Origin of the sequence: Phaeobacter sp. JH204B (assembly GCF_048055755.1) — a bacterium.
Lineage (GTDB): Bacteria > Pseudomonadota > Alphaproteobacteria > Rhodobacterales > Rhodobacteraceae > Phaeobacter > Phaeobacter bryozoorum.
In genome coordinates, this window is record NZ_JAYMXF010000017.1 from 197,135 (window position 1) to 218,189 (window position 21,055).

Below are 21,055 nucleotides of genomic sequence, written 5' to 3' on the forward strand. Positions count from 1 at the left end.
CTCCTTTATTCGTTCTCCTGAACGCTAGCCCCGCAGAATGGCACCATCTGGGTCGAACGGCGGTCGCGCCAGAATGACCGCCCGGTGTGGACGCCCCAGGACCATGACCTCCACCGCATCACCGGGCATTGCCTCTCGAACAAAGCCAAGCGCCAGCGACATGCCCACGCTGTATCCATAGGCGCCCGAGGTTACGCGGCCGATCCCCTTACCATCCTTGAAAATAGGCTCTCCGCCGGTCGCATCGGCATTGGAAGCTGCCGTTCCGGCCTCATCCAGATGCAGCAGAACCATCCGTTCACGTGCCGGGTTCTCGAGGACCTTTTCTGCGGCAGCTTTGTTCAGGAAGTCTTTTTGCAACTTGCAAAGCCGGTCCAGCCCGACCTCCTGCGGCCAGTATTCCGGGCTATATTCCCGGCTCCAAGAGCCGTAACCTTTTTCGATCCGCAAGGACATCAACGCCCGACTCCCGACAGGACCTGCGCCGAACTCCTCACCAGCAGCCAGGAGCGCCGAGTAGAGACGCGGCTGATCTTCGCGCCTGAAATGCAGCTCCCATCCCAGATCGCCGGTGAAAGAAACCCGCAGTGCAAGCACCTGAATCCCGGCAAGATCAATCCAGGCCGAACGCATGAACGGAAACTCATCGGTCGAGAGGGAGGTATTTGTCAGGCGTTGCAGCATCTCACGTGATTTCGGCCCCGCGACATTGAAACCGCAGATCTCGTCTGTCAGTGACACGAACATAGTGCCTTCTGGCAGCGGCACCTCCTTGAAGAATCGCTTGTGATAGCGCTCGGCCATGCCGGATCCGATGATCCAGAACTCATCCTCAGAAACACGGGTCACCGTGAAATCCCCGGCAATCCCACCGCGTTTCGAAATCAGCGGCGTCAGGCAGGACCGTCCCACCGCATTTGGCATCGCATTGGCAAAGACCGCGTTCAGCCATTCTTCGGCCCCGGGTCCCGCACACCGGTATTTGGCAAAGTTGGATATGTCGATAATGCCCGCACGGGACCGCAGCATTCTGCACTCATCGCCAACGGGTCCCCACCAGTTCTGACGGGTGAACCCATTGGTATCCTTGGCGCCGGGCGCTTCTGCAAACCAGAGGGGATGTTCCCAACCGGCGTTGAGGCCAAAGACCGCGCCCATTTCCGCCTGTTGCTCATATATCGGCCGCGTCCGTGCCGGGCGACCAGCGCTGCGTTCTTCATTGGGAAAATGGATGGCAAAGCGATGGGCATATTGATCCCGCACCCGCGCCTTGGTGAAATCTTTGGTCGCCCAACTGCCAAATCGCGCCATGTCCCAGGCGAACATATCATATTGGGTCTCACCCTCGATGATCCATTGCGCCGCCATCAGCCCCATACCGCCGGACTGCGAGAAACCCGGAATAATGCCATTGCAGCAGAAATATCCATCAATTTCGGGCACCGGCCCCATCAGGACATTGGCGTCCGGCGACCAGATCATCGGACCATTGATGACACGCTTGATGCCAGCGTCACCAACCGCAGGCAGGCGTTCGATGGCGTTCATCATGTTCTCTTCGATCCGCTCCAGATCATCTGGAAAGAGATCATGTGCAAAGTCGAGCGGCGTGCCCTCCTCGGCCCAGAACTTCATATCCTTTTCATAGGCGCCAACCAGCAGCCCCTGCCCTTCTTGCCGCAGATAATACTCACCGTCCCGGTCACTGACGGATGGCAGGCGGGTCCCATGCGCGGCCACGGCAGCCATGGTCTCGGTAACGAAATACTGATGCTCAGTTGGCTGCAACGGCAGCTCGATCCCCGCCAGCGCCGCGACCTCGCGGCCCCAGAGCCCTGCCGCATTCACCACCCAAGGCGTGCGGATATCTCCTTTGGGCGTCTTAACAATCCAGCTGCCATCGTCTTGCTGCTCGGTCGCCGTCACAGGGGTGAAACGATGGATTTCGGCGCCCCGCTGGCGCGCCCCGACGGCATAGGCATTCGTCACGCCAGAGGGATCGACATTGCCACCATCGGGTTCATACATAACACAGCGGATGCCATCGTAATTGACCAGCGGGTTCAGGCGCCTGGCCTCCTCGATGCTGATCTCGTAAAAATTCATCCCATAGAGCTTGGCCTTTGCGGCCTGCAACCTCAGCTGGTGTTCACGTTCCACTGTCTGCGCCAAATAGAGGGACCCAGGCTGAAACACGCCGCAGCTCTGTCCGGTCTCAGCTTCCAGTTCCTTGTAGAGAGACATCGTATAGTGCTGGATACGGCTGATATTGGTGCTGTCATGCAACCCGTGGATATTTGCCGCCGCGTGCCAGGTGGACCCGGACGTCAACTCGTTCCGTTCCAGCAGCACCACATCTGACCATCCCAGTTTGGTCAGGTGGTAGAGGATTGAACACCCAATAACCCCTCCACCGATGACAACTGCCTGTGCTTCTCTACGCATCTTTGCTCCCTTCAAGAGCCTATCTTAACGGAGCAGCGATCCACACTGCCTCCGCTATCGGTTGAACCGCTTGGTGCCTGTGGCCGGTCGCACAGGTCACCATACCAGCCGGTTTTTCAGCACAAATACCCGTCTGTGACATGTCAGAAGCTGAGGCGCTGCACGCGCCCCCGTGCCGCAAGCCGCGCATTCAGCGGATCGGCTTCGGGCGCGCCGAGTTCCAGAGCAAAGACAAAGGCATGCGTGAGGTAAAAACAGGCCCTGTCGATATCGTCGGCCGCCTCTGCATAATCGGCGGCGAGTGAATAGAGCCGCACGAGAGCCGCGCCATCATCTGCGGCATGCGCCTGCAACAGGGCGCGATCAAGCTCATCGCGTTCCATGGCTCAGGAACCCGCTCATTTTGCACGACCTTTCTGAACCTCGGTCGCCACCCAGTGATGGAAGTTATGAGTTGGCCCATCCATCACCGGAGAGAACCGGCCGCCATCGAACAACACGCCGTGACGCCCCTTCTGCATGCCCTCCACCACAAAGATATCTTCCTCGAAGACGGTCTTCCACAGCTGAGCATTAGAGGCACGCAAACCATCAAGTTCCGGCGTGTCCCGCTCGCTTCTGGCATAGTAAAGCTCGATATGCTCGACCGTATGCCCGCAGTCCTTCGGCTCCAGAACAATCGCGAAACTATGGTCACGCTGCACCCCCAACAGAACGTTGGGATAGACCGCGACATATTCCGCACCCTCATCCCATTGATCACTCAGCCCGTCGAAATCCGGCAGTTTCGCACCGGCTTCGTCGGTCAGTTGGCGATAGACCAGCGTGCCCTGACCCGAGTATTTTCCCCGCTCTTCAATGTTGTAGTGGTCTTCCAACCGCGAATAGCTGTTAAGCCCGGGGTGAACCCACGGCAGATGATAGCTCTCGCAGTAGTTTTCGACCGCCAGCTTCCAGTTGGTTGCCACCTCCAGCTTGAGCGATGACCCTTCGCCACCGTGGTAAATCGGTGTCTCAAATTCGCGCCAGCGGTCCAGCAATGCGGCATGGGCTTCGGCGAACTCGGGCGCCTCTCCATCGACATTCACAAAAATCACGTCTCGCCAGATATGCGCCCGGACGCGGATCAGGCCAAGCTTGCTGATGTCGACATCGACATGGGTACTCTGCCCGGGACCACCGATATGCGGGGTCGCACGCAATGCCCCGTCGAGCCCGTAGCACCAGCTGTGATAGGGGCAACGTATGGCCCCGCGGATTTTCTGTGGCTTGTCCACCAGGATCATACCCCGGTGGCGGCAGGTGTTTTGAAACACGCCGATGTCACCGTTTCGGTCGCGCACCAGCAGCAGCGGCATACCAAGAAAGTCGACCGGTTTGGCATCGCCTGGTTCCGGAATATCCTTGCCAAACCCAATTCCTGACCAATTGGCAAAAAGAACCGAGCGCTTTTCCTCATCGAAAACGCGGGGGTCGACATAGTGTTCATTTGGCAGGCCGTTTGCCGTGTTTACCTCGGTCAGCACGGACGACAGGGGGGTATGCGTGTTCATCGAACTCTCCATGGCGTGAGCTTTTCCCTATTGGAGGATCGGATCAATTCCGCTCAATAGGGGAAAACCTCATTCATGAATGAGCCTGACTAAACCGAACTGCGGCTTGCCTCCGACAGGATCCAGGCTTTCAACTTGCGGGCATTCGGCGACAGTTCATCATCCGGCAGACCCACCAGATAGAACTCTTGCGGTGCCGGAACGCTCTGATTGCCGACAATGGCAAGCTTCTTGCTGTCGAGCATCGGCTGGATAAGCCGCTTCCAGCCAAGCGCTACGCCCGCCCCCTTACGGGCAATTTGCAACGCCACTGAATAGCTGGTCACGCGGGTGCCAACCGAAATGTCGCCCCGATGACCCAACTCGTGGAACCAGTCGACCCAGGTGGTCCAGCTCTGACTGACGTTGTGCAGATGGATCAGCCGCTGCGCTGCCAGATCCTGTAGCGATGAGCCCGCCAGTCCTTCGGCGATATCCGGCCGGGCAACCGGGACAAGTTGATCCCGATAGATCGCCGTATGGGCCAGCGTAGCGTCGGGATCACGCCCATACCTGATAAAGAAATCGAACTCCCGCGTGTCGTGAAATGGTCGATCCTGGGTGATCTGGTGAATGTTCAAATCCGGATGATCACGCCAAAATCGGATGATCACCGGCGACAGCCAAAAGGCTGCGACCGCCGTCGTCGATCCGACGGTCACGGCATCTTCCTCGCCCATCTGACGGGTCTTAGACAATTGCCGCGAGATCTGCCGGAACGATGTGGCCAAAGTCTCAAACAGCGCCTGACCTTCGCGCGTCAGCTCGACACCGCGATGTTTCCGCTGGAACAACGCCACACCCAGCTCGCCTTCGAGAGCCTTGATCTGGTGGCTGACCGCTCCGGGTGTCACAGACAGTTCCTGCGCCGCATTTTTGAAGCTCAGGTGCCGGGCTGCGGTTTCAAAGGCCGCCAATGTGGTTAGCGGCGGCAGGTCGTAGTGTCGTCTGGACATGATGCGCCGCCATTCGTGGGGCCAGGGGTTAAGTCAGCTCACCTGAATATGAGTGGTTTTCGAATTGAATGGCAAATCCAAATGCGTTGGTGAGAGATCGTATTCATCACCTCCGGCCCCTGCCGAGCCAACATCGGCCGGGGCAACCGTTCCGAAATCTATTGAAACGCCTCAAATCACGATCCCAGCACCGATAGTTCATGAGCATGAGGTAGCGCGGCACATGTGCCGCGCCATTTGCGTTCAGTTGATTTTTCCCGGCAGGGTCAGGTCGCCCGATGCAATATCGAAAACATCCACCACGCAGAGCAACGGCGCATGCACATTTGCATTGACGCGCAGGGCCGACGTAACACCATCATACGCCAGATCAGCCAGAGTCACATCGCTGCGAAATCCGACCGTCACAGTCACTTCCGGCCCGTTGAACAGTGGCGTAAATCCCGGGCTATCCAGATAGATCGGAAGCCCCGGCCAGGTGGCCGGCAGCTGCGGGGTGGCGCCTTCTGGAATGTCACGCACCGCCAACGCGCCCGGCCCGCAGGCTTCGGTCGGGGTCAGAACCACCCAATGACTGTGCCACAGGAGACCGTCGTTGCCGGTATCGCCGTCGTTGTTTTCATCCACCAATGGCGTGTCGTCAAAGTCCGGGTGACTGGTTGCAGCCAGCGCGAGTATTCCGCTGCCTGCCTCAAACCCGACGGCAGCCGGGTCAAGCGAGGTCGGCCAAACATAGGAGAAAACCTCAGCCCCGCCGACCGAACCGACTGCTTCGGGCGTATCCGCGCCAGCGCTGCCATTTGTCGTCATGTGGAAGGTGACAGTGTTCCCCTTGCGGTGCGCATGAGCCGCAAGAATATCAAAGGATGCCGTCTTCCCCGCATCGGATGCCGAGATAATAGCGCCCTGCTGATGCACGGCATGATCGCCATCGGCGAACGCGCCGGTCGCGCCCGCCGCACCGAGGCCCAGGATCGCAGCCGTCACTAGAAATCGTGTCATTTTCGTCTCCATCTTATTTCGTAGCGACTCGCTACCAAATAAGAGTTATTGCAGTTTTGATTTCGAGTCGATATCAATTTTTCATGACATCACACCACCGCATCCGCGCGCTCATCAATCGTCTGGCCCGTCTCGACGCCGCCGGGGGATGGTCTGACAGCCTGAATCCGGCCCAAACAGCGGCGCTGGACTACCTCGCGCGCGCCAATCGCTACTCACGGGCGCCCTCGCATGTGGCCGATTATCTGGGCACCACACGCGGCACCATGTCGCAAACGCTCAAGACACTCGCCCGAAAAGGGTTCGTGCGCGAAGAGCCAAAAACTGGCGATCAGCGTTCGATTTCTTACGGGGTGACAGCTGAGGGGCAGGCACTGGCCGAAGCGCCTTCGGTCATCGGCGGCGCATTGACCGCAATGCAGGACGCGGAAACCGCCGCGTTGGAAGAGGCGCTCAGCGCGACCCTGCGTGCGGCTTTGGAAGCCCGTGGCGGGCGCCCCTTTGGCCTGTGCAGGACCTGCGCCTATCACGACGCAGGCCCTGCCGATGGGTATTGCACCCTGTTGCAGCTTCCGCTGCAGCCCGGCGATCGAGATTTAATATGTGTTGAACATAAGGCGCTTTCAGATGACACCACCTGACCTATCCGCCCCGATCGCGGGCATTTTTCATGGCGCTGTCCACAGCCCATGGGCCGACAAACCGCCAACCGCCATTCACAAGTCCCCAGTCGCCGGATCTCAGATGATCGACATCAACGGCTTCACCGGCGACTCGCAGGCCGATCTGACGGTGCATGGTGGAGCGGACAAGGCAATCCACCACTACGCCAGCGAGCACTACCGCCTGTGGCAGGACGAGGCCGAGCTGCCTCCGACAGCGGTTCCGGCAGCTTTTGGCGAAAACATCGCCAGTTACGGGCTGACTGAGGACACCCTCTGCATCGGAGACATCCTGCGACTGGGAAGTGCTGTCGTTCAGATCAGCCAGGGCAGACAGCCCTGCTGGAAACTCGGTCTCTATACTCAGAACAAGCGGATGCCCTACCTGTTCCAGAAGACCGGCCGCACCGGATGGTACTACCGCGTCCTTGAGCCGGGGGCGGCACAGACGCACGACGAGATCAGGCTTATCGAACGGCGCCATCCCGAATGGACCGTACACCGCGTGACCCATGCGAGGCTGACTCGCAAGATCACAGCCGGAGAGGCCGCCAGCCTGGCCGATCTCGCTGATCTCGCCGCAGGCTGGCGCGCCGCCTTTGCGCGAATGGCAGGCGGCGACGCGGGCGAAGACACCAGCGCCCGACTGGGCGGCGTGCAGGCTTAGGCGCTGTGAAACCCGGCGTCCAGGACGCAGCCATGATCGCCCCCTCGACGCCAGCCTATTTCCCGATCTGGCAGCGTTAGCCGGCCTGATACTGCGGGGCCGAGGCCAGAAACTGCCCATAAGCCGCTGCATCCGGGGGCGAGAATTGCTCGACCAGGGGATTCTTGCGCTTGCGCAGTTGTGCTCCCATGTCGGCCAAAAGCTCGTCGAAGTGTTTGAAATGAAACGGTGCTGAGCACAGACCGCCATAGACCTGCGCCGCAGGTCGCTCCCGACGGCGCCAGTCCAGCATCATCTCGATATTCTGCTCCATCTCCGCCCGGCTGGGCTGGTGAGCCAGTTTGCCATCGGCATAGCGAACCAGCCAATTGGCAATCATCTCGGCCGACAGGACCGTGCAAAAGCTGGAGTTGAAACCAACAAACCCCATATCGGGCAGATCCGGGTTCACCGACAGGCGATAAACGCGATACTGCCCATCGTCTTCGATCAACTTGTCACGATACTCCTGCGCCAGATAGGGCACACCCAGCTTCCAGCCAACCGCCAGCACCGCCACATCACATGGCACCACCTCGCCGCTACTCAGCCGCAAACCTTCCTCCTGATAACTCTCAAACGTGCCGATAACGGGCTTGATACTGCCATCGTTCAACGCCTCAAACAGACCTGGAGTCACAATCGGGACCGAGCAGGACACCTCTTTTTCAATCGGCGTGGTGGGGACCATATTGTGCTTCTTCAGACCCAGTTGCAGCTTCAGCAGGGTCTCCAAACCGCGAAAATTGGCCCAGACCAGAGGCTTCAGCAGCGCGGCGATACCGCGTTGAAAAGGCGACTTATCCCATTGATTGAACTGCTGCTCCTGCGCCCGCATATATAGCAGCTTCTTGAAGTTGATGCCGCCGACATAATAGGGCACCCGCCAGACATTCTCCCGATAGACCAGCCGAACAGATCTCGCCCCACTCTTGGCCGCATTGACAGCAATATCGGTGGCCGATTTAGAGCCGCCCAGCACCACCACATGTTTGCCCACAATCATGCCGGGATCCGTATAATCAGATGAATGTATCACCTGTCCGCCACGGGCGATGAATGCGTCCTGACCGGGATGGGTGATGATGTTCTTTTCCGAAAACTGACCCGTACAGATCGCAACAAAATCGAAATCCTGTTGCCAGCTCTTCCCGGCGGCCTCCAGGGTCAGGGTCCAGCCGGGCTGCCCATCCTGACGCCGCTCCATCGCCGTAACGGAAGTGTTGAGCCGGAACAGTCGCGCCAGCCGGTGTTTCTGCGCGTAAGAATGCAGATAGGCATGAACCTGCGGACCTTTCGGCCATTCCGGGTAATCTGCGGGCATCGGATGATCGGTGTAGCAATATAGATCCTTCGGCGACTGTGTCTGCACATCCGGGTATGACCGCGACAGCTCCCAGACACCCCCGAAATCATGGCTGCGTTCATAACCGATCACCCGGTGGCCGCGTTCATCAAAGGCTTTGGCCGCAGCCAGACCACTGACACCGCCGCCGATAACCGCAACTGTTTTGCGTGTTGTCATATCCTGTTCTCCCCTCTCGATCCAATCTGCGATGAACCGTTCTGTCCCTCACCTGCCTCCCCGCAGGCCGGTGTGTTTCCTGCCGGAACGGGGTTGGACGGTGGCACCGCCCTACCCGCGCTCCGGATTGCTCATGCGTCAGCCGGGGGTGGCAGAAAATCGACCTCATGCAGCGCAGAGAGACGCACCAGCTCCCCCGGGTCGGTCACACCGTCCAGCTCAATGAACAGGTCAAACAGTTTGCGCGCGGGCGCGACGCCGAAAATACAATGCGCCTCAGCACCGGAGCGGTTGAATATCGCATGTGCTTCGCCCTTGGGCATACGCACTGTATCCCCCGGCCACGCCTTATGCACATCGCCCGAAAATTCCACCTCAAGCTCCCCCGACAGGACACTGATCCATTCGTCCTGGGTTGGATGGATATGCGGCGGTACAAAGGTGTCGGCCGGCAGAACCGCATCCCATATGAAGGCATCGGTGCTGAGCAACTTGGGCACATAGGTCTGCCCGACAACGGTCCAGGACATGCCGCGAATACCGTCTTTTGCCTTGGTGATCCCTTTTTCCATGACGTCTCCTCCCTGAAATTGATCTAATGCCGCCAGACTGCACCAGCGTCGCACATTCGATTATCCAGAAAACGAACCCAATTGATGGCAGGATGGTTGAGGCTTGAAATATCTCCGGGGCAATCTAAGCTGCAGTCCTCTGATCTGGAGGCAAGATGGCCATCCGAGCCAACCCGGACACAGTTGAGCATTTGAGCAATCATCCGCTGCTGCGCACCGGGGATCTGGACGAGGCACGCCACCGGGTGGGGCAGAAATTCTGCGATCACCGGCTGGATTTCGCCAAACGGCATCAGGATCTCGCGGTCCGCCATAATCACGCAGCCGGGCGTCACTGCTCGATCAATTACCTGCACTACGGCGCCGATGTGACTATTGACCCCGGTATGTTGGACTCGTTCTACCTGTTGCAGATCCCGCTTTGCGGCCAGGCCAGCGTCCGGCATCGCGGCGCCGAGATCCTGGCCGACGTAACCACTGCAACGGTGCTCAATCCCGATCGGGACGCTTTGATGCGGTGGAGCGCCGATTGCCGCAAGCTGCTGCTTCAGATCGACCGGAATTACCTTGAAACGGTTGCGCGGCAGCTGATCGGAGCAGAACTGCCGGGGCCAATCCGTTTTGCCAGCCGCGTCGATCTGCTTGCTCCTGGCGGTCGGCGGCTGCGGCAGATGGTCTGTGCCTGCGTTCAGGCGGCAGAAGTCGGCATTTTGTTCCAGGGGCGTTTGCGTGGTTCGGATATCCGGGTGGAACAGGATCTGGCGCGAGAGCTATTGACGCGGCTGCCCAGCAATATCTCCCACATCATTGAACGGGCTGACCACGGGTCCCTGCCACCCGGCGTTCGCGCGGCGATGGACTTCATCCACGCCAATCTCAGCAACCCAATACAGCTGACCGACATTGCGGAACATGCGGGCATGAATGTCCGCACCCTTCAAAAGGGCTTTCGCCGCGCTTTTGGGCAGAGCCCGATGCGGGTACTGCGCAACGCGCGACTGGATGCGGCCCACTATCAACTGATGGCGCAGCGCGACACACCCGACGTCACCACCGCTGCATTTTCCAACGGGTTTTCCCACCTGGGCCGTTTTGCGCGCGACTACAAGGGACGGTTCGGGCATTCGCCCAGCCAAACCGCGCGGCGGCAATACACCCCTTAGGGCCTCGACCTTGTCAGCCTGTTGCGCGGAGGCTACATCTCTCCGCAGACCCGCACAGCTGCGCGACAGAGCATTCACCTCAGGACACTGATGTCAGACGGCAAGCCCAAACTCACCCGGACCGAGACCACCGCCAAACGACGGCAGCAGATCCTTGAGGCGGCAGTCAGATGTTTTCTTGAAACTGGCTATCACCAGACCGGTGTCCGCGATATCGCGACGCGCGCCCGCGTCAGCCTCGGGAATCTCTATAATCATTTCCCCGGCAAACATGATGTGCTGGTCGAAATTGCTGCGCTGGAACGACAGGAACTCTCGCCGTTTATCGACGCGCTCACCCAAGCGCGCCCGCCGCTTAAACTGCTCGACAGTTTTGTAAAATCCTATGCCAAATATCTCGCAGTGCCTGAAAACGTTATTCTGGGTCTGGAGATCACCAGCGAGGCCATCCGCAAACCCGATATCGCTCGGTTGTTTCTGGACAATCGAAACGCGCTGGTTGCAGCCCTCGCCAAGGTAATCGAACGCGGTATGTCCACAGGTGACATGCGCCGCGATCTCGATCCGGAAGGTACGGCGCAGATGATTGTCGATCTAATCGAAGGCAGCGCCTATCGCAGTGTCCTGGACAGGGTTCCGATCCGGCGTATGCGCGCAAACCTGCAAGGATTCATCACTGCGGCAGTTAGGGCAGAATAACCTCAGATGGGCGTATCACGGACAAGTCTCACGCCCAGATGCGCCGGGGGTGACCCTACTGCACAGCCCCCACGAGCGGGATCGCGGACAAGAAACGGAACTGCCGCCAGATGCTCGCCCGCAACGAAATAAGCCGGACAACGATCGGGGCTGGCCCCGGACTCGCCGGCATAGCAGTCCTGCGTCCATTCCCATACGTTGCCATCCAGATCGACAACACCATCAGGCGAAGTTGCATAACTGCCCTGGGGGCGCAGCGTCCGGCTGCGCTGCTCACCAAGGAGATAGGCCGAAGCCCAGCTAAGATCGGGATCGCTAAAGATCGGTTCAGGCTCGGCTGGGAGTACCGGCTCCGCGAGATAGGCCCATTCCGCAACACTTGGCAGGCGATAGCCGCCATCACTGCCCGCATTGATCCACGCCAGATACTGGCTCACATCAACATGGCTCACTCCCGTTGCAGGCATTGTCTTTGCATCCTGATTGGCGCGAGTGCGCAGCTCTAGGCTGCACATCCCATCTGCGTGACAGCGGTTCCACTCGGCGACGGTGACTTCATGTCTCATGACATAAAGTCCGCGCCCAGCATCTGGCTCCATGGCGGCCAGAACCAGCTCTGGATGGACACTCTCCCCCGCCGACCCGATGGGCCCGCGAGGGAGATATTGTCCAAGCGCCCAGATCAGCGCTGCCGCCACAGCCAGGCCAAGACCCAGCAGGGCTATCCGGTTCCCGATATCGTGCGAAATGGCGGCAGTCATGTGGGCTTTCCTTCTGCAAGCGCTGGTGGCGCAGCCGTTCAGGTTTCAAAGCTGCGGGGAGCAACCACCTGTTCCATCAGCGCATTGTTCCAGGCCCCATCGACCACAAAATGCGCTGTGGCGCCCAGTAGAACCGCCTCGATCAGATTGTGGTTCACATAGGCATAAACGCCGGGTTGTTCGAAGGTATACATCGCCGCCATGGCACTTCCGCCGCGCACGAACCAGCTCTCGATGCCAGTCAGCGGCGCATCTGTGAACGACCCTGTTTCCCACACATAGTTGCCATGCCCACCAATCAGGTGCGGACGCGAGTCGCGATTGGCCTGATTGTGGATCATCAGAACGGTCTCACCGACCTTGGCCCGCAGGGCGTTTTCACCCGTCAGCGCGCCAACCGCACCATTGAACACGGAATGGGTCGGCACCAGAGTGCGCATCGCTTCGATACTGTCGGCGTAGTCGTCACCGGCCAAATCGTAGGTCCGGTAATCGCCGTTTTCATCCATCGGCAGATAGTAATCCTGCTCGCCGATATAGGCGATACTGTCATAGCGCAGCGGGTTACCCTCACCGTCTTTCAGACCATCGCGCGGCAGCACCATAATGGCACCATTCATACCATGCGTGACATGATATGGGATCATCGCGCCGCCCGGCGCACAGTGATAGGTGAAGCAGCCGGCCTTGGTTGCCTTCCAGCGCAAGACGGTTTCTTCGCCGGGGAAGACATGGGTCAGACCGCCTCCGCCCAACGCCCCTGTCGAGGCATGGAAGTCGATATTGTGCTCCATCTGGCTATCGGTCGGATTGCGCAAAGTGAGTTCGACGTAGTCGCCTTCATGCACGATAATCAGCGGACCGGGGACCGACCCGTTGTAGGTCAACGCCCAGATTTCGGCGCCGGTATCCTCATCCACAACCATCAGTCGCTCTTCTGTGATCAACTCGATCTCGACGATCTTCGGACCACCGGTTGCGACCTGCTCGTGCTTGGGGGCAAAGGGAGGTGCAACCAGTTCCTGTTTGACGCGGGTATAGCCGGAGAGATCAACCGGCGCCGCCTCGGCCTGAGCCTGTGCTTCGGCCTGAATGAACCGCGGCGCCGCGCCGCGCAGTGGCGGAACAGCGGCCCGACGGGCTGCACCATTCGCCGCGGATGCCAGTCCGCCGGTCAGGGCCGCAGCACTCGCCAGAACTGTCCCACGCAAAACGTTGCGACGGCTTGTCGGTGCAAGTCCGGGATTGAAGCGTTTGGTCATTGTCACTCTCCTTATCATTCGATCAGCCCAAAATCGGCGGGCGTTGTGAGTGGAATAGGGGTCTCCGGCCGCTCAGGGGCGGAGGCGTCCTTTCCTGCGCCGATGCAGCCGAAAGACAGCGCATCCCGCAGGTCTTGGTGTCGCGATTAATCTAGCTCGTCACACCCGACAGAACTTTGCGGCAGCGCAAAGACGGCGCGGCTTTTTGGCTGCGAGAGCGGCAACAGACTAAAGACATGGGTGACCATCACCGCGATATCGCGATAGGATGAACCAGTTCCTTGTTCGGAGATGCCGTGCGCCACCTACATGAAAGCCTGCTTCGACCGCTGCCGCCCTTCTCGCAGCTGGAGGATATCCAGATCCGCAGAATTCTTGATCAGGCAAGCAGCCGCGGCCTCGGACCCGGAGAGACCATCTTTGAAGAAGGGGCGCCTGCTGATCGCTTCTACCTGCTTCTGGACGGCACCATCCGCGTCGTCAGGATCACCAGCGACGGCGATCAGGTCACCTCTCTCCACATCCCATCCGGGCAGCTCTTCGGTATCGCCAAGGCATTGGGACAGGACCGCTACCCTGCAACGGCTGTGACCGCCAGTGAGGCGCTGATCCTGTCATGGCCGACCTCGCTGTGGAACAGCTTCACCGCTGACTACCCGGGCTTTGCAACTGAGACATATAAAACTGTCGGCGCCCGGGTGGGTGAGATGAACACCCGCATCATGGAAATGTCGACCCAGCATGTCGAACAGCGCATCGCCCGTGCGCTGCTGCGGCTGATCAATCAATCCGGTGTCAAGGTGGCCGAGGGCATCGAGATCGGATTTCCGATCACCCGCCAGGATGTATCTGAACTGACCGGCACCACGCTGCACACGGTCAGCCGCCTGCTGAGTGCCTGGGAAAAAGACGGCATGGTCAGCAGCAAACGCAAGAAGATCACAATCTGTGATCCGCATCGACTGATGCTGCTCAGCGATCCCTGATCGCGCAGCGGGTCGGCTTGCCTGCCTAGCGTCATCGCTGGCCGCAGGAACCGACTTAACCCCGGTCGCCGCGAGCCAAGCGAACTGCCTCAGCCAGTTCGAGGCGAAACATATCCTCGTTAAGGTGATATTCGGCGCAGGCCTCTGCAACCGAATGAAATGGGCTGACCATGCAGCCGACGCACAACATGCCATGATCCATGAAAACCCGCAGTGTTTCCGGCCAGGTGGTCAGCAGCACGTCAAGCGGCAGGTCAGGGTCATCCAGTTTTGGTGGCAATTTCACAAGCCTGTCCTCTCTTCGATATCACGCTAACAGCCGCAATCGCGCCGAACCTTGCGCTTGCGCAACCTTTGCCGCTGCGCCGCGCGCTATCACCGGATGATCAGCAACTGCCGGAAAGGGCCAAGCCATGGCTGAATTTCTGACCAAGTCGCGGGCGCGCAATGTGTTCTACGGAGGGTCAATCTTCTTCGTCGTCGTGTTTATTGGCATGACCGTGCACAGCCACCGCTACGTCGTGACCACCTCGACCGCAGGAATGCCCCTGACCGAAGAGGTCAGCCTCGGCAAACGTGTCTGGGAGCGTCACTCCTGCATCAACTGTCACACGCTGCACGGCGAAGGTGCCTATTTTGCCCCCGAAGTCGGCAATGTCATGACCCGCTGGGGCGTTCAGGACGAACCGGAAGAGGCCTTCGAGACACTGAAGAACTGGATGGAGAGCCAGCCCAGCGGTGTCGAGGGTCGCCGTCAGATGCCGTATTTCCAACTCACCGACGAAGAGATCCGGGGCCTGGCCGAATTTCTGCGATGGGCCGATCAGACCGACACTCAGGGCTGGCCGCCCAATGACGCGGGCTAAGGGAGAGACACAATGAAATATCAATCTCAGAAGGTCGCTCAGGCCTATTTCATCTGCGCTCTGGCGCTGTTCGGAATTCAGGTGATCGGCGGGCTATTGGCAGGCTGGATCTATGTCGCCCCCAATTTCCTGTCCGAGCTTCTGCCGTTCAACATCATTCGCATGATCCACACCAACGCGCTGATCGTCTGGCTGTTGCTTGGGTTCTTTGGCGCTGCCTATTTCCTGATCCCTGAGGAATCCGAACGGGAGATCTTCTCGGTCAAACTTGCCTATCTGCAACTTGCCATCCTGATGATCGGCACACTTGGCGCTGTTGGCTCCTATCTGGTGGGCATCCACGGAGGGCGCGAATTTCTGGAGCAACCGCTCTGGGTGAAATTCGGCATCCTCGTGGCCGCGCTGATCTTCCTGTTCAATGTGTCGATGACCGTGCTCGCGGGCAAGAAAACCGCCATTACCAACGTGCTCCTGATGGGCCTGTGGCTGCTGTCGCTGCTCTGGGTCTTTGCCTTTATCAACCCCGAGAACCTGTCCCTCGACAAAATGTACTGGTGGTTCGTCGTCCATCTCTGGGTCGAAGCGACCTGGGAACTGGTTATGGCGGCGATTCTGGCCTTCCTGCTGCTCAAGCTGACGGGCGTGGATCGTGAAGTGGTCGAAAAATGGCTCTATGTCATCGTTGCCACCGCGCTGTTCTCGGGCATTCTCGGCACCGGACATCACTTCTACTGGATTGGCCTGCCCGGCTACTGGCAGTGGATCGGCTCGATCTTCTCCACCTTTGAGGTGATCCCCTTCTTCCTGATGATGTCCTTTGCCTTTGTGATGGTCTGGAAGGGGCGCAAGAACCACCCCAACAAGGCCGCGCTTCTGTGGTCGCTGGGATCGAGCACCGTGGCGTTCTTTGGCGCCGGTGTCTGGGGGTTCCTTCATACCCTGCATGGTGTCAACTTCTACAGCCACGGTACTCAGATCACTGCTGCACATGGGCATCTGTCCTTCTACGGGGCCTATGTGGCGCTGAATCTCGCGGTCTTCACCTATGCCATGCCGATGCTGCGTGGACGGGCACCCTATAACCAGGTCCTGAACATGGCGAGCTTCTGGCTGATGACCGGCGGCATGGCCTTCATGACCTTCGTCCTCACCTTTGCTGGCACCATCCAGACCCATATGCAGCGCGTCATTGGCGACTACTACATGGATGTTCAGGATAGTTTGGCGATTTTCTACCTGATGCGGTTTGGCGCCGGGGCCGCCGTTGTGATTGGCGCCCTCCTGTTCATCTATGCGCTGCTCGTGGTGCGTCGGGACGAGCTGATCGCACCGGGCCCGGTCCATGAGACCAGCACCATCGCAGGAGAATAGCCATGAATATGCAAACCCCCTGCGCGATCCCGCACTACTCTGAAATTGCAGGCGAATGCACCCTGTTCGAAACCGCATACAGCCAGGGTCTCCCTCTTCTGCTAAAGGGGCCAACCGGCTGCGGCAAAACACGTTTCGTCGAACATATGGCCGCCCGGCTCGGCCGCCCGCTATACACTGTGGCTTGCCACGATGACCTCTCGGCCGCCGACCTGATTGGCCGCTACCTGCTGAAGGGCGGCGACACCCAATGGGTCGACGGACCACTGACCCGGGCTGTCCGAGAAGGCGGGATCTGCTATCTTGATGAGGTCGTCGAGGCGCGCAAGGATGTGACAGTTGTGCTGCACCCTCTGACAGATAACCGCCGCAGGCTGATGATCGACCGCACCGGAGAGGAGCTGGTGGCGCCGCCAGGCTTCATGCTGGTCGCCTCCTACAATCCGGGCTACCAGAACGTGCTAAAGCGTCTCAAACCCTCAACACGTCAGCGCTTTCTCTCAGCCAGCTTCGACTTCCCGCACCCGCAGGCGGAAATCGCCATCGTTGCGCAGGAAAGCGGCCTGGATCCGTCCCGTGTTCAGCCTCTGGTCCGGCTGGCCGGGCACATCCGGTCGCTGTCGGGCATGGATCTTGAGGAAGGTGTCTCGACCCGGCTGCTGATCTACACCGCCAGCCTGATCCAAAGCGGCATGGCGATAGAAGCGGCACTGGACGCCGCGATCATCGAGCCCCTCACCGATGAAGAGGATATCAAACAAGCGCTGCGCGATCTGATCGCCACGATCTACGGGTAGCGCCATGAAATTGCTCGACCTGATGGAGCCGGAGGAAACTGTTGGCAACCTCTGGCACGATATGGCCAGCAATCTCGCCGGTGAGGTCGCAACGGATGGTGAAATGCTATCTGCTGCGGCCTGCCGGTTGCAGGACCTGCGGCGCAGCCTTGCCGTCCTGTTTCGCGCCTTGGGGGGAACTGCCTCTGTGGAATTGGTCGAAACCCCCGCTACCGTCGCGCAGCATCGTCGCTCCTTCGGCCATCGGATCGCCGCTGACCGGCTGCGTGAATATATCCCCTGCTATGACGGCACCCGGCTGGCCCTGCCGCCGGTGATCGCCTGCTTTCCCAGCTACGATCTGAACCGGGCCGCCTATTTCTGGCTTGTTGCGCTGGCGGCGGCAACCGATCCAGCAGAACTGCACCCGCGCGCCGACATGCCTACGCAGGCGCTGGACATGGCCCGGATCCGGGCCAACATTGCCGCCAGCAGGCGGGCTGCCCAACATTGTCCGGGCCTGCGGCCCGCCTATCTCCGGATGGCCGCTCTATGTGTGACACAACGCCAATCACGACCGTTGCATACGGCCGAACGCGCAGTGGCAGAGCAGATCGTCGCCGCCCTGTCGTTGGATCCTTGGGCCATGGCGGCCGACTGGGGCGAATTCACTCCCTCAAGAGACAGCAGCAGGTCCCAAAGATACATGCCCTTCGCTCCGGTGCCGATCTGGCTGCGCTATTCCTCCCCCGAGAGTTCCGCCTCGGCTGCGGCCGATCCTGATGACCAAAGGACGCCACTGGCCGCCGCCACCATGAGCCAACGCAAGCTTGGCGTGCGTGCAGACCAGGAGCAGGCCCGTCGCAAGGACAGCTTCATCCTGCACCGATTTGAATCAATCCTGTCCTGGGTCGAATCCATGAATATCAACCGCAGCGTTGATGACGACGATCCGGACAATGCCCAGAAGGCCGCCGAGGATCAGGATCTGATAACTCTGACCAAACACGACCGTCGCCTTGCCTCGCGGCTTCGACTGCATTTGGACCTGTCGCCCGCAGATGCCGAACACGAACGGTTGAGCGCTGAATTCACCTATCCCGAATGGAACCATCGTAGCCAAAGCGAGATGGCGGATCATTGCCGCGTGCTGGAGGCCGCAGCGCAGCCTGACACCACACGTCCCTTCCGCCCCAATCCGCGCCAGATCCGCAGCGTCCGTCGCCAGTTCGAGGCCCTGCGTCCACGCCGGATCCTGCAACCGCGCCAGATCGACGGCGCCGAGCTGGATCTCGATGCGGTGATCAGCGCCCGCGCCGAGCTGGCCGCAACAGGGCGCGGCAGTGACCGGCTCTGGCAGAACACACGCCAGCAACAGCGGGATTTATCGGTCGCCTTTCTGATCGACACATCGCGTTCCACCGAGGCCGCAATTGCGGACAGCAGCGTGATTGAGATTGCGCGTAATGCCATGGCGGCGCTGGCGTTCGGGATCGACGTGGCCGGCGACCGATTGGCGATCTGGGGGTTCTCCTCGCTCCGCCGCGATCGCGTTTTCCTGACCCGCTGCAAGGGGTTCGACACGCCGATGTCTGAGGACGTCACCGCCAATATCGGCGCGTTGCAACCGGGCCATTATACACGGCTTGGCGCCGCAATCCGCCACGTCAGCAGGCAGTTGGCAAAGGAGTCCTCCAGCCGTAAGCTGCTGATTATCCTCACCGATGGCAAACCCAACGATCTGGACCATTACGAAGGCCAGCATGGCATCGAAGACAGCCGCATGGCCGTTCGGACAGCCCGGCGCGCAGGCCAGCGCCTGCACGGCATCATCATCGACGAAGACGGTCAGGACTGGTTTGCCCGAATTTTCGGACGCGGCGGGTTTTCACTGCTGTCGGATCCCACACGGCTGACCCGCGCGCTGCCCGACATTTACCGAACACTCACACAGGAGAACTGACATGCGCCGTATCTTGCTCATCCTATCCTGCGCCGCGACCGTCGCTTCGCCCGCCATGGCCAAGGGCTTTGACCGGCCTGTTCCGCAGGCGCAATCGGCAACTGCCGAATTCTGGTTTGCACTGGCCTGCATCGCCTTGGTTATGGCGCTTGCGGCGGTGCACATGCTGGTGATGCGGCGATGACTGCGCGAGCCGGTTGGTCGCGCTTGCGCATAGCCGTCACACTCTACCCGTTTGGCGCCGGTGCGATGGCACTGAACGTATATTTCGCTGCTCTGATCACCAGCTGGCTGGGTCTGCCCGTTCTGGGCATATCCCCGTCGATCATCATAGGTGCGGTAATCGCCCTGCCCGCCACCTACGCCTTTGCCGGACATATCCGACGCCTTATGGACAGCGCCGAAGTGCCGCAATCTTGAACCTGTTACCCGATTACCAGCGGAGCTGACCCATGGCCGTGACCACCAAGGCAGATGCCGGAAATACCACAACGACATTGCGCACCCCGCAGATACTCTCCTATGGTTTCCGGCCGTTTTTCCTGCTTGCGACGCTTTGGGCAGGGCTGGCGATGATCGCCTGGATCGGGCTGCTCGGCGGAACGCTGCCCCTACCGCTCAGGCTTGATCCTGTATCCTGGCACGCGAAGTCTTTTCTCTTTGGTTACCTCAGCGCCGTTCTCGCGGGCTTTCTGCTTACCGCCGTGCCAAACTGGACCGGTCGCGCTCCGCTCACCGGAGGACCGCTGCTGGCACTGGTTCTGTTGTGGATGGCGGGACGTCTCGTGACGCTATGTGGTGCATTTCTTCCGGTCTGGACCGTCACTCTGGCCGATGTGAGTTTTCCACTCATGCTTGGCGCCGTGGTCCTGCGCGAGATCATCGCAGGAAAGAACTGGCGCAACCTCGTCATCCTTCTACTGCTGGCAATACACGCATTGGCGCTGCTTCTGCTGCATCTGGAAACGGCTGCGGGCGGCTATCCCGCACAGGGGTTGGGGCTGCGTCTGGGACTGGCCAACGCGATTGGAATGATCTGTCTGATCGGCGGACGTATCATCCCCAGTTTCACCCGGAACTGGTTGGTCAAACAGGGGGCTGATGTGCGCCCTGCGGATCCAATGCAATCTCTGGACAAAATCGCATTGGCACTCAGCCTGCCGACCTTGGCCATATGGGTTGCTGTACCAGATCACATCGCAGCCGCAGCGGCGCTGGCCATCTTTGGTGTTGCGCAGATGCTGCGACTGGTCCGCTGGCAGGGACATCACACAGGAGCGGAGCCACTGCTGGGCATTCTGCACCTGGCTTACGCAATGATCCCCATCGGCGCCCTCCTGATGGCCTCGATCCGGCTGCTGCGGCTGCCGCTGGATCCCGCATCCGCCCAGCATCTGTGGATGGCCGGGGCTATTGGCATAATGACGCTGGCCGTCATGATCCGCGCCACGCTGGGACATACCGGCCGCCCACTGGTCGCAGGAGCAGGCACCCGGCTGCTCCTGTTGGCGATCATCATAGCCACCTTCGCGCGGCTTGTGGCGAACAGCGGGTCTGATATAGCGCATGAGCTCTATCTGATCTCGGCAATCGCGTGGTGCATCGCCTTCTTCGGCTTCGCGTTGCTCTTCGGACGGGCCCTGGTCTCCACCCGACGACCGGCGACGGACACCTAGCGCGACACCATCGTCGGGACTGTACCAACCTAGTGCAATGATTTTGCTCACAAAACCTTAGTAATACAGCAG

General features: G+C 59.8%; 22 protein-coding genes. 12 read left to right on the top strand and 10 right to left on the bottom strand.

The genetic code is table 11. From position 1 onward, the window contains the following. Nucleotides 1-24: 24 nt before the first annotated feature. The 5 genes from VXL81_RS09630 to VXL81_RS09650 all read right to left on the bottom strand — a co-directional run bounded on the left by VXL81_RS09630 (nt 25) and on the right by VXL81_RS09650 (nt 5,995). Nucleotides 25-2,445 (bottom strand): GcvT family protein, encoded by a 2,421-nt coding sequence (locus VXL81_RS09630; protein WP_416554013.1) that lies wholly within the window; start codon nt 2,443-2,445, stop codon nt 25-27. Between the two features lie 143 nt (nt 2,446-2,588). Then, a complete protein-coding gene (locus VXL81_RS09635; protein ID WP_416535487.1) occupies nt 2,589-2,828 on the bottom strand; it encodes a hypothetical protein in 240 nt (79 codons plus the stop codon). A gap of 15 nt (nt 2,829-2,843) precedes the next feature. Continuing rightward, the gene (locus VXL81_RS09640; protein ID WP_416554015.1) at nt 2,844-3,998 is read right to left on the bottom strand and encodes an aromatic ring-hydroxylating oxygenase subunit alpha; all 1,155 of its coding nucleotides are present in this window, start codon (nt 3,996-3,998) and stop codon (nt 2,844-2,846) included. Nucleotides 3,999-4,087: 89 nt separating this feature from the next. Continuing rightward, a complete protein-coding gene (locus VXL81_RS09645; RefSeq protein ID WP_416554017.1) occupies nt 4,088-4,993 on the bottom strand; it encodes a LysR substrate-binding domain-containing protein in 906 nt (301 codons plus the stop codon). Nucleotides 4,994-5,236: 243 nt separating this feature from the next. Continuing rightward, nucleotides 5,237-5,995 (bottom strand): hypothetical protein, encoded by a 759-nt coding sequence (locus VXL81_RS09650; RefSeq protein WP_416554019.1) that lies wholly within the window; start codon nt 5,993-5,995, stop codon nt 5,237-5,239. 83 nt (nt 5,996-6,078) lie between these two features. Between VXL81_RS09650 and VXL81_RS09655 the strand changes: the two genes are divergently transcribed. Both VXL81_RS09655 and VXL81_RS09660 read left to right on the top strand, forming a co-directional pair. Continuing rightward, the gene (locus VXL81_RS09655) at nt 6,079-6,636 is read left to right on the top strand and encodes a MarR family winged helix-turn-helix transcriptional regulator (RefSeq protein ID WP_340547694.1); all 558 of its coding nucleotides are present in this window, start codon (nt 6,079-6,081) and stop codon (nt 6,634-6,636) included. 103 nt (nt 6,637-6,739) lie between these two features. Then, nucleotides 6,740-7,324 carry an MOSC domain-containing protein gene (locus VXL81_RS09660; RefSeq protein ID WP_416538071.1) on the top strand — a complete coding sequence of 195 codons (585 nt, stop codon included), beginning with the start codon at nt 6,740-6,742 and terminating at the stop codon, nt 7,322-7,324. Between the two features lie 76 nt (nt 7,325-7,400). Here the strand turns inward: VXL81_RS09660 and VXL81_RS09665 are convergent, their stop codons facing one another. Together VXL81_RS09665 and VXL81_RS09670 are read right to left on the bottom strand one after the other, a co-directional pair. Beyond that, on the bottom strand, nt 7,401-8,888 hold the full coding sequence (locus tag VXL81_RS09665) for a flavin-containing monooxygenase (protein ID WP_416554021.1): 1,488 nt from the start codon (nt 8,886-8,888) through the stop codon (nt 7,401-7,403). A gap of 131 nt (nt 8,889-9,019) precedes the next feature. After that, nucleotides 9,020-9,460 (bottom strand): cupin domain-containing protein, encoded by a 441-nt coding sequence (locus VXL81_RS09670; protein ID WP_416554023.1) that lies wholly within the window; start codon nt 9,458-9,460, stop codon nt 9,020-9,022. A gap of 155 nt (nt 9,461-9,615) precedes the next feature. Between VXL81_RS09670 and VXL81_RS09675 the strand changes: the two genes are divergently transcribed. Together VXL81_RS09675 and VXL81_RS09680 are read left to right on the top strand one after the other, a co-directional pair. Next, on the top strand, nt 9,616-10,623 hold the full coding sequence (locus VXL81_RS09675) for an AraC family transcriptional regulator (RefSeq protein WP_416554025.1): 1,008 nt from the start codon (nt 9,616-9,618) through the stop codon (nt 10,621-10,623). Between the two features lie 90 nt (nt 10,624-10,713). After that, nucleotides 10,714-11,322 (top strand): TetR/AcrR family transcriptional regulator, encoded by a 609-nt coding sequence (locus tag VXL81_RS09680; RefSeq protein WP_416554027.1) that lies wholly within the window; start codon nt 10,714-10,716, stop codon nt 11,320-11,322. Between the two features lie 2 nt (nt 11,323-11,324). On the opposite strand, the gene VXL81_RS09685 is transcribed toward VXL81_RS09680, so the two are convergent. Continuing rightward, on the bottom strand, nt 11,325-12,083 hold the full coding sequence (locus VXL81_RS09685) for a formylglycine-generating enzyme family protein (protein ID WP_416554029.1): 759 nt from the start codon (nt 12,081-12,083) through the stop codon (nt 11,325-11,327). 38 nt (nt 12,084-12,121) lie between these two features. Next, entirely contained in the window at nt 12,122-13,345 is a 1,224-nt protein-coding gene (gene nirK, locus VXL81_RS09690; RefSeq protein WP_340547701.1) for a copper-containing nitrite reductase, read from the bottom strand. Nucleotides 13,346-13,641: 296 nt separating this feature from the next. Between nirK and VXL81_RS09695 the strand changes: the two genes are divergently transcribed. Beyond that, the gene (locus VXL81_RS09695; protein ID WP_416535498.1) at nt 13,642-14,331 is read left to right on the top strand and encodes a Crp/Fnr family transcriptional regulator; all 690 of its coding nucleotides are present in this window, start codon (nt 13,642-13,644) and stop codon (nt 14,329-14,331) included. Nucleotides 14,332-14,386: 55 nt separating this feature from the next. On the opposite strand, the gene VXL81_RS09700 is transcribed toward VXL81_RS09695, so the two are convergent. Next, entirely contained in the window at nt 14,387-14,611 is a 225-nt protein-coding gene (locus VXL81_RS09700; protein ID WP_340547744.1) for a DUF1858 domain-containing protein, read from the bottom strand. A 133-nt stretch (nt 14,612-14,744) separates the two neighbouring features. Here VXL81_RS09700 and VXL81_RS09705 point away from each other — a divergent pair, with 133 nt between their 5' ends. The 7 genes from VXL81_RS09705 to VXL81_RS09735 all read left to right on the top strand — a co-directional run bounded on the left by VXL81_RS09705 (nt 14,745) and on the right by VXL81_RS09735 (nt 20,983). Continuing rightward, a complete protein-coding gene (locus tag VXL81_RS09705; RefSeq protein ID WP_340547703.1) occupies nt 14,745-15,197 on the top strand; it encodes a c-type cytochrome in 453 nt (150 codons plus the stop codon). 12 nt (nt 15,198-15,209) lie between these two features. Beyond that, nucleotides 15,210-16,568 carry a cbb3-type cytochrome c oxidase subunit I gene (locus VXL81_RS09710; protein WP_340547704.1) on the top strand — a complete coding sequence of 453 codons (1,359 nt, stop codon included), beginning with the start codon at nt 15,210-15,212 and terminating at the stop codon, nt 16,566-16,568. Between the two features lie 2 nt (nt 16,569-16,570). Beyond that, a complete protein-coding gene (locus tag VXL81_RS09715) occupies nt 16,571-17,365 on the top strand; it encodes a CbbQ/NirQ/NorQ/GpvN family protein (RefSeq protein ID WP_416539623.1) in 795 nt (264 codons plus the stop codon). A 4-nt stretch (nt 17,366-17,369) separates the two neighbouring features. Next, complete coding sequence (locus tag VXL81_RS09720; protein ID WP_416554031.1) at nt 17,370-19,307, top strand: nitric oxide reductase activation protein NorD; 1,938 nt, start codon at nt 17,370-17,372, stop codon at nt 19,305-19,307. A gap of 1 nt (nt 19,308) precedes the next feature. Beyond that, nucleotides 19,309-19,491 (top strand): protein NnrT, encoded by a 183-nt coding sequence (locus VXL81_RS09725; RefSeq protein WP_416535502.1) that lies wholly within the window; start codon nt 19,309-19,311, stop codon nt 19,489-19,491. Between the two features lie 65 nt (nt 19,492-19,556). Continuing rightward, nucleotides 19,557-19,727 (top strand): NnrT protein, encoded by a 171-nt coding sequence (locus VXL81_RS09730; protein WP_416535503.1) that lies wholly within the window; start codon nt 19,557-19,559, stop codon nt 19,725-19,727. A 32-nt stretch (nt 19,728-19,759) separates the two neighbouring features. Further along, complete coding sequence (locus VXL81_RS09735; protein WP_416554033.1) at nt 19,760-20,983, top strand: NnrS family protein; 1,224 nt, start codon at nt 19,760-19,762, stop codon at nt 20,981-20,983. Nucleotides 20,984-21,055: the final 72 nt, after the last annotated feature.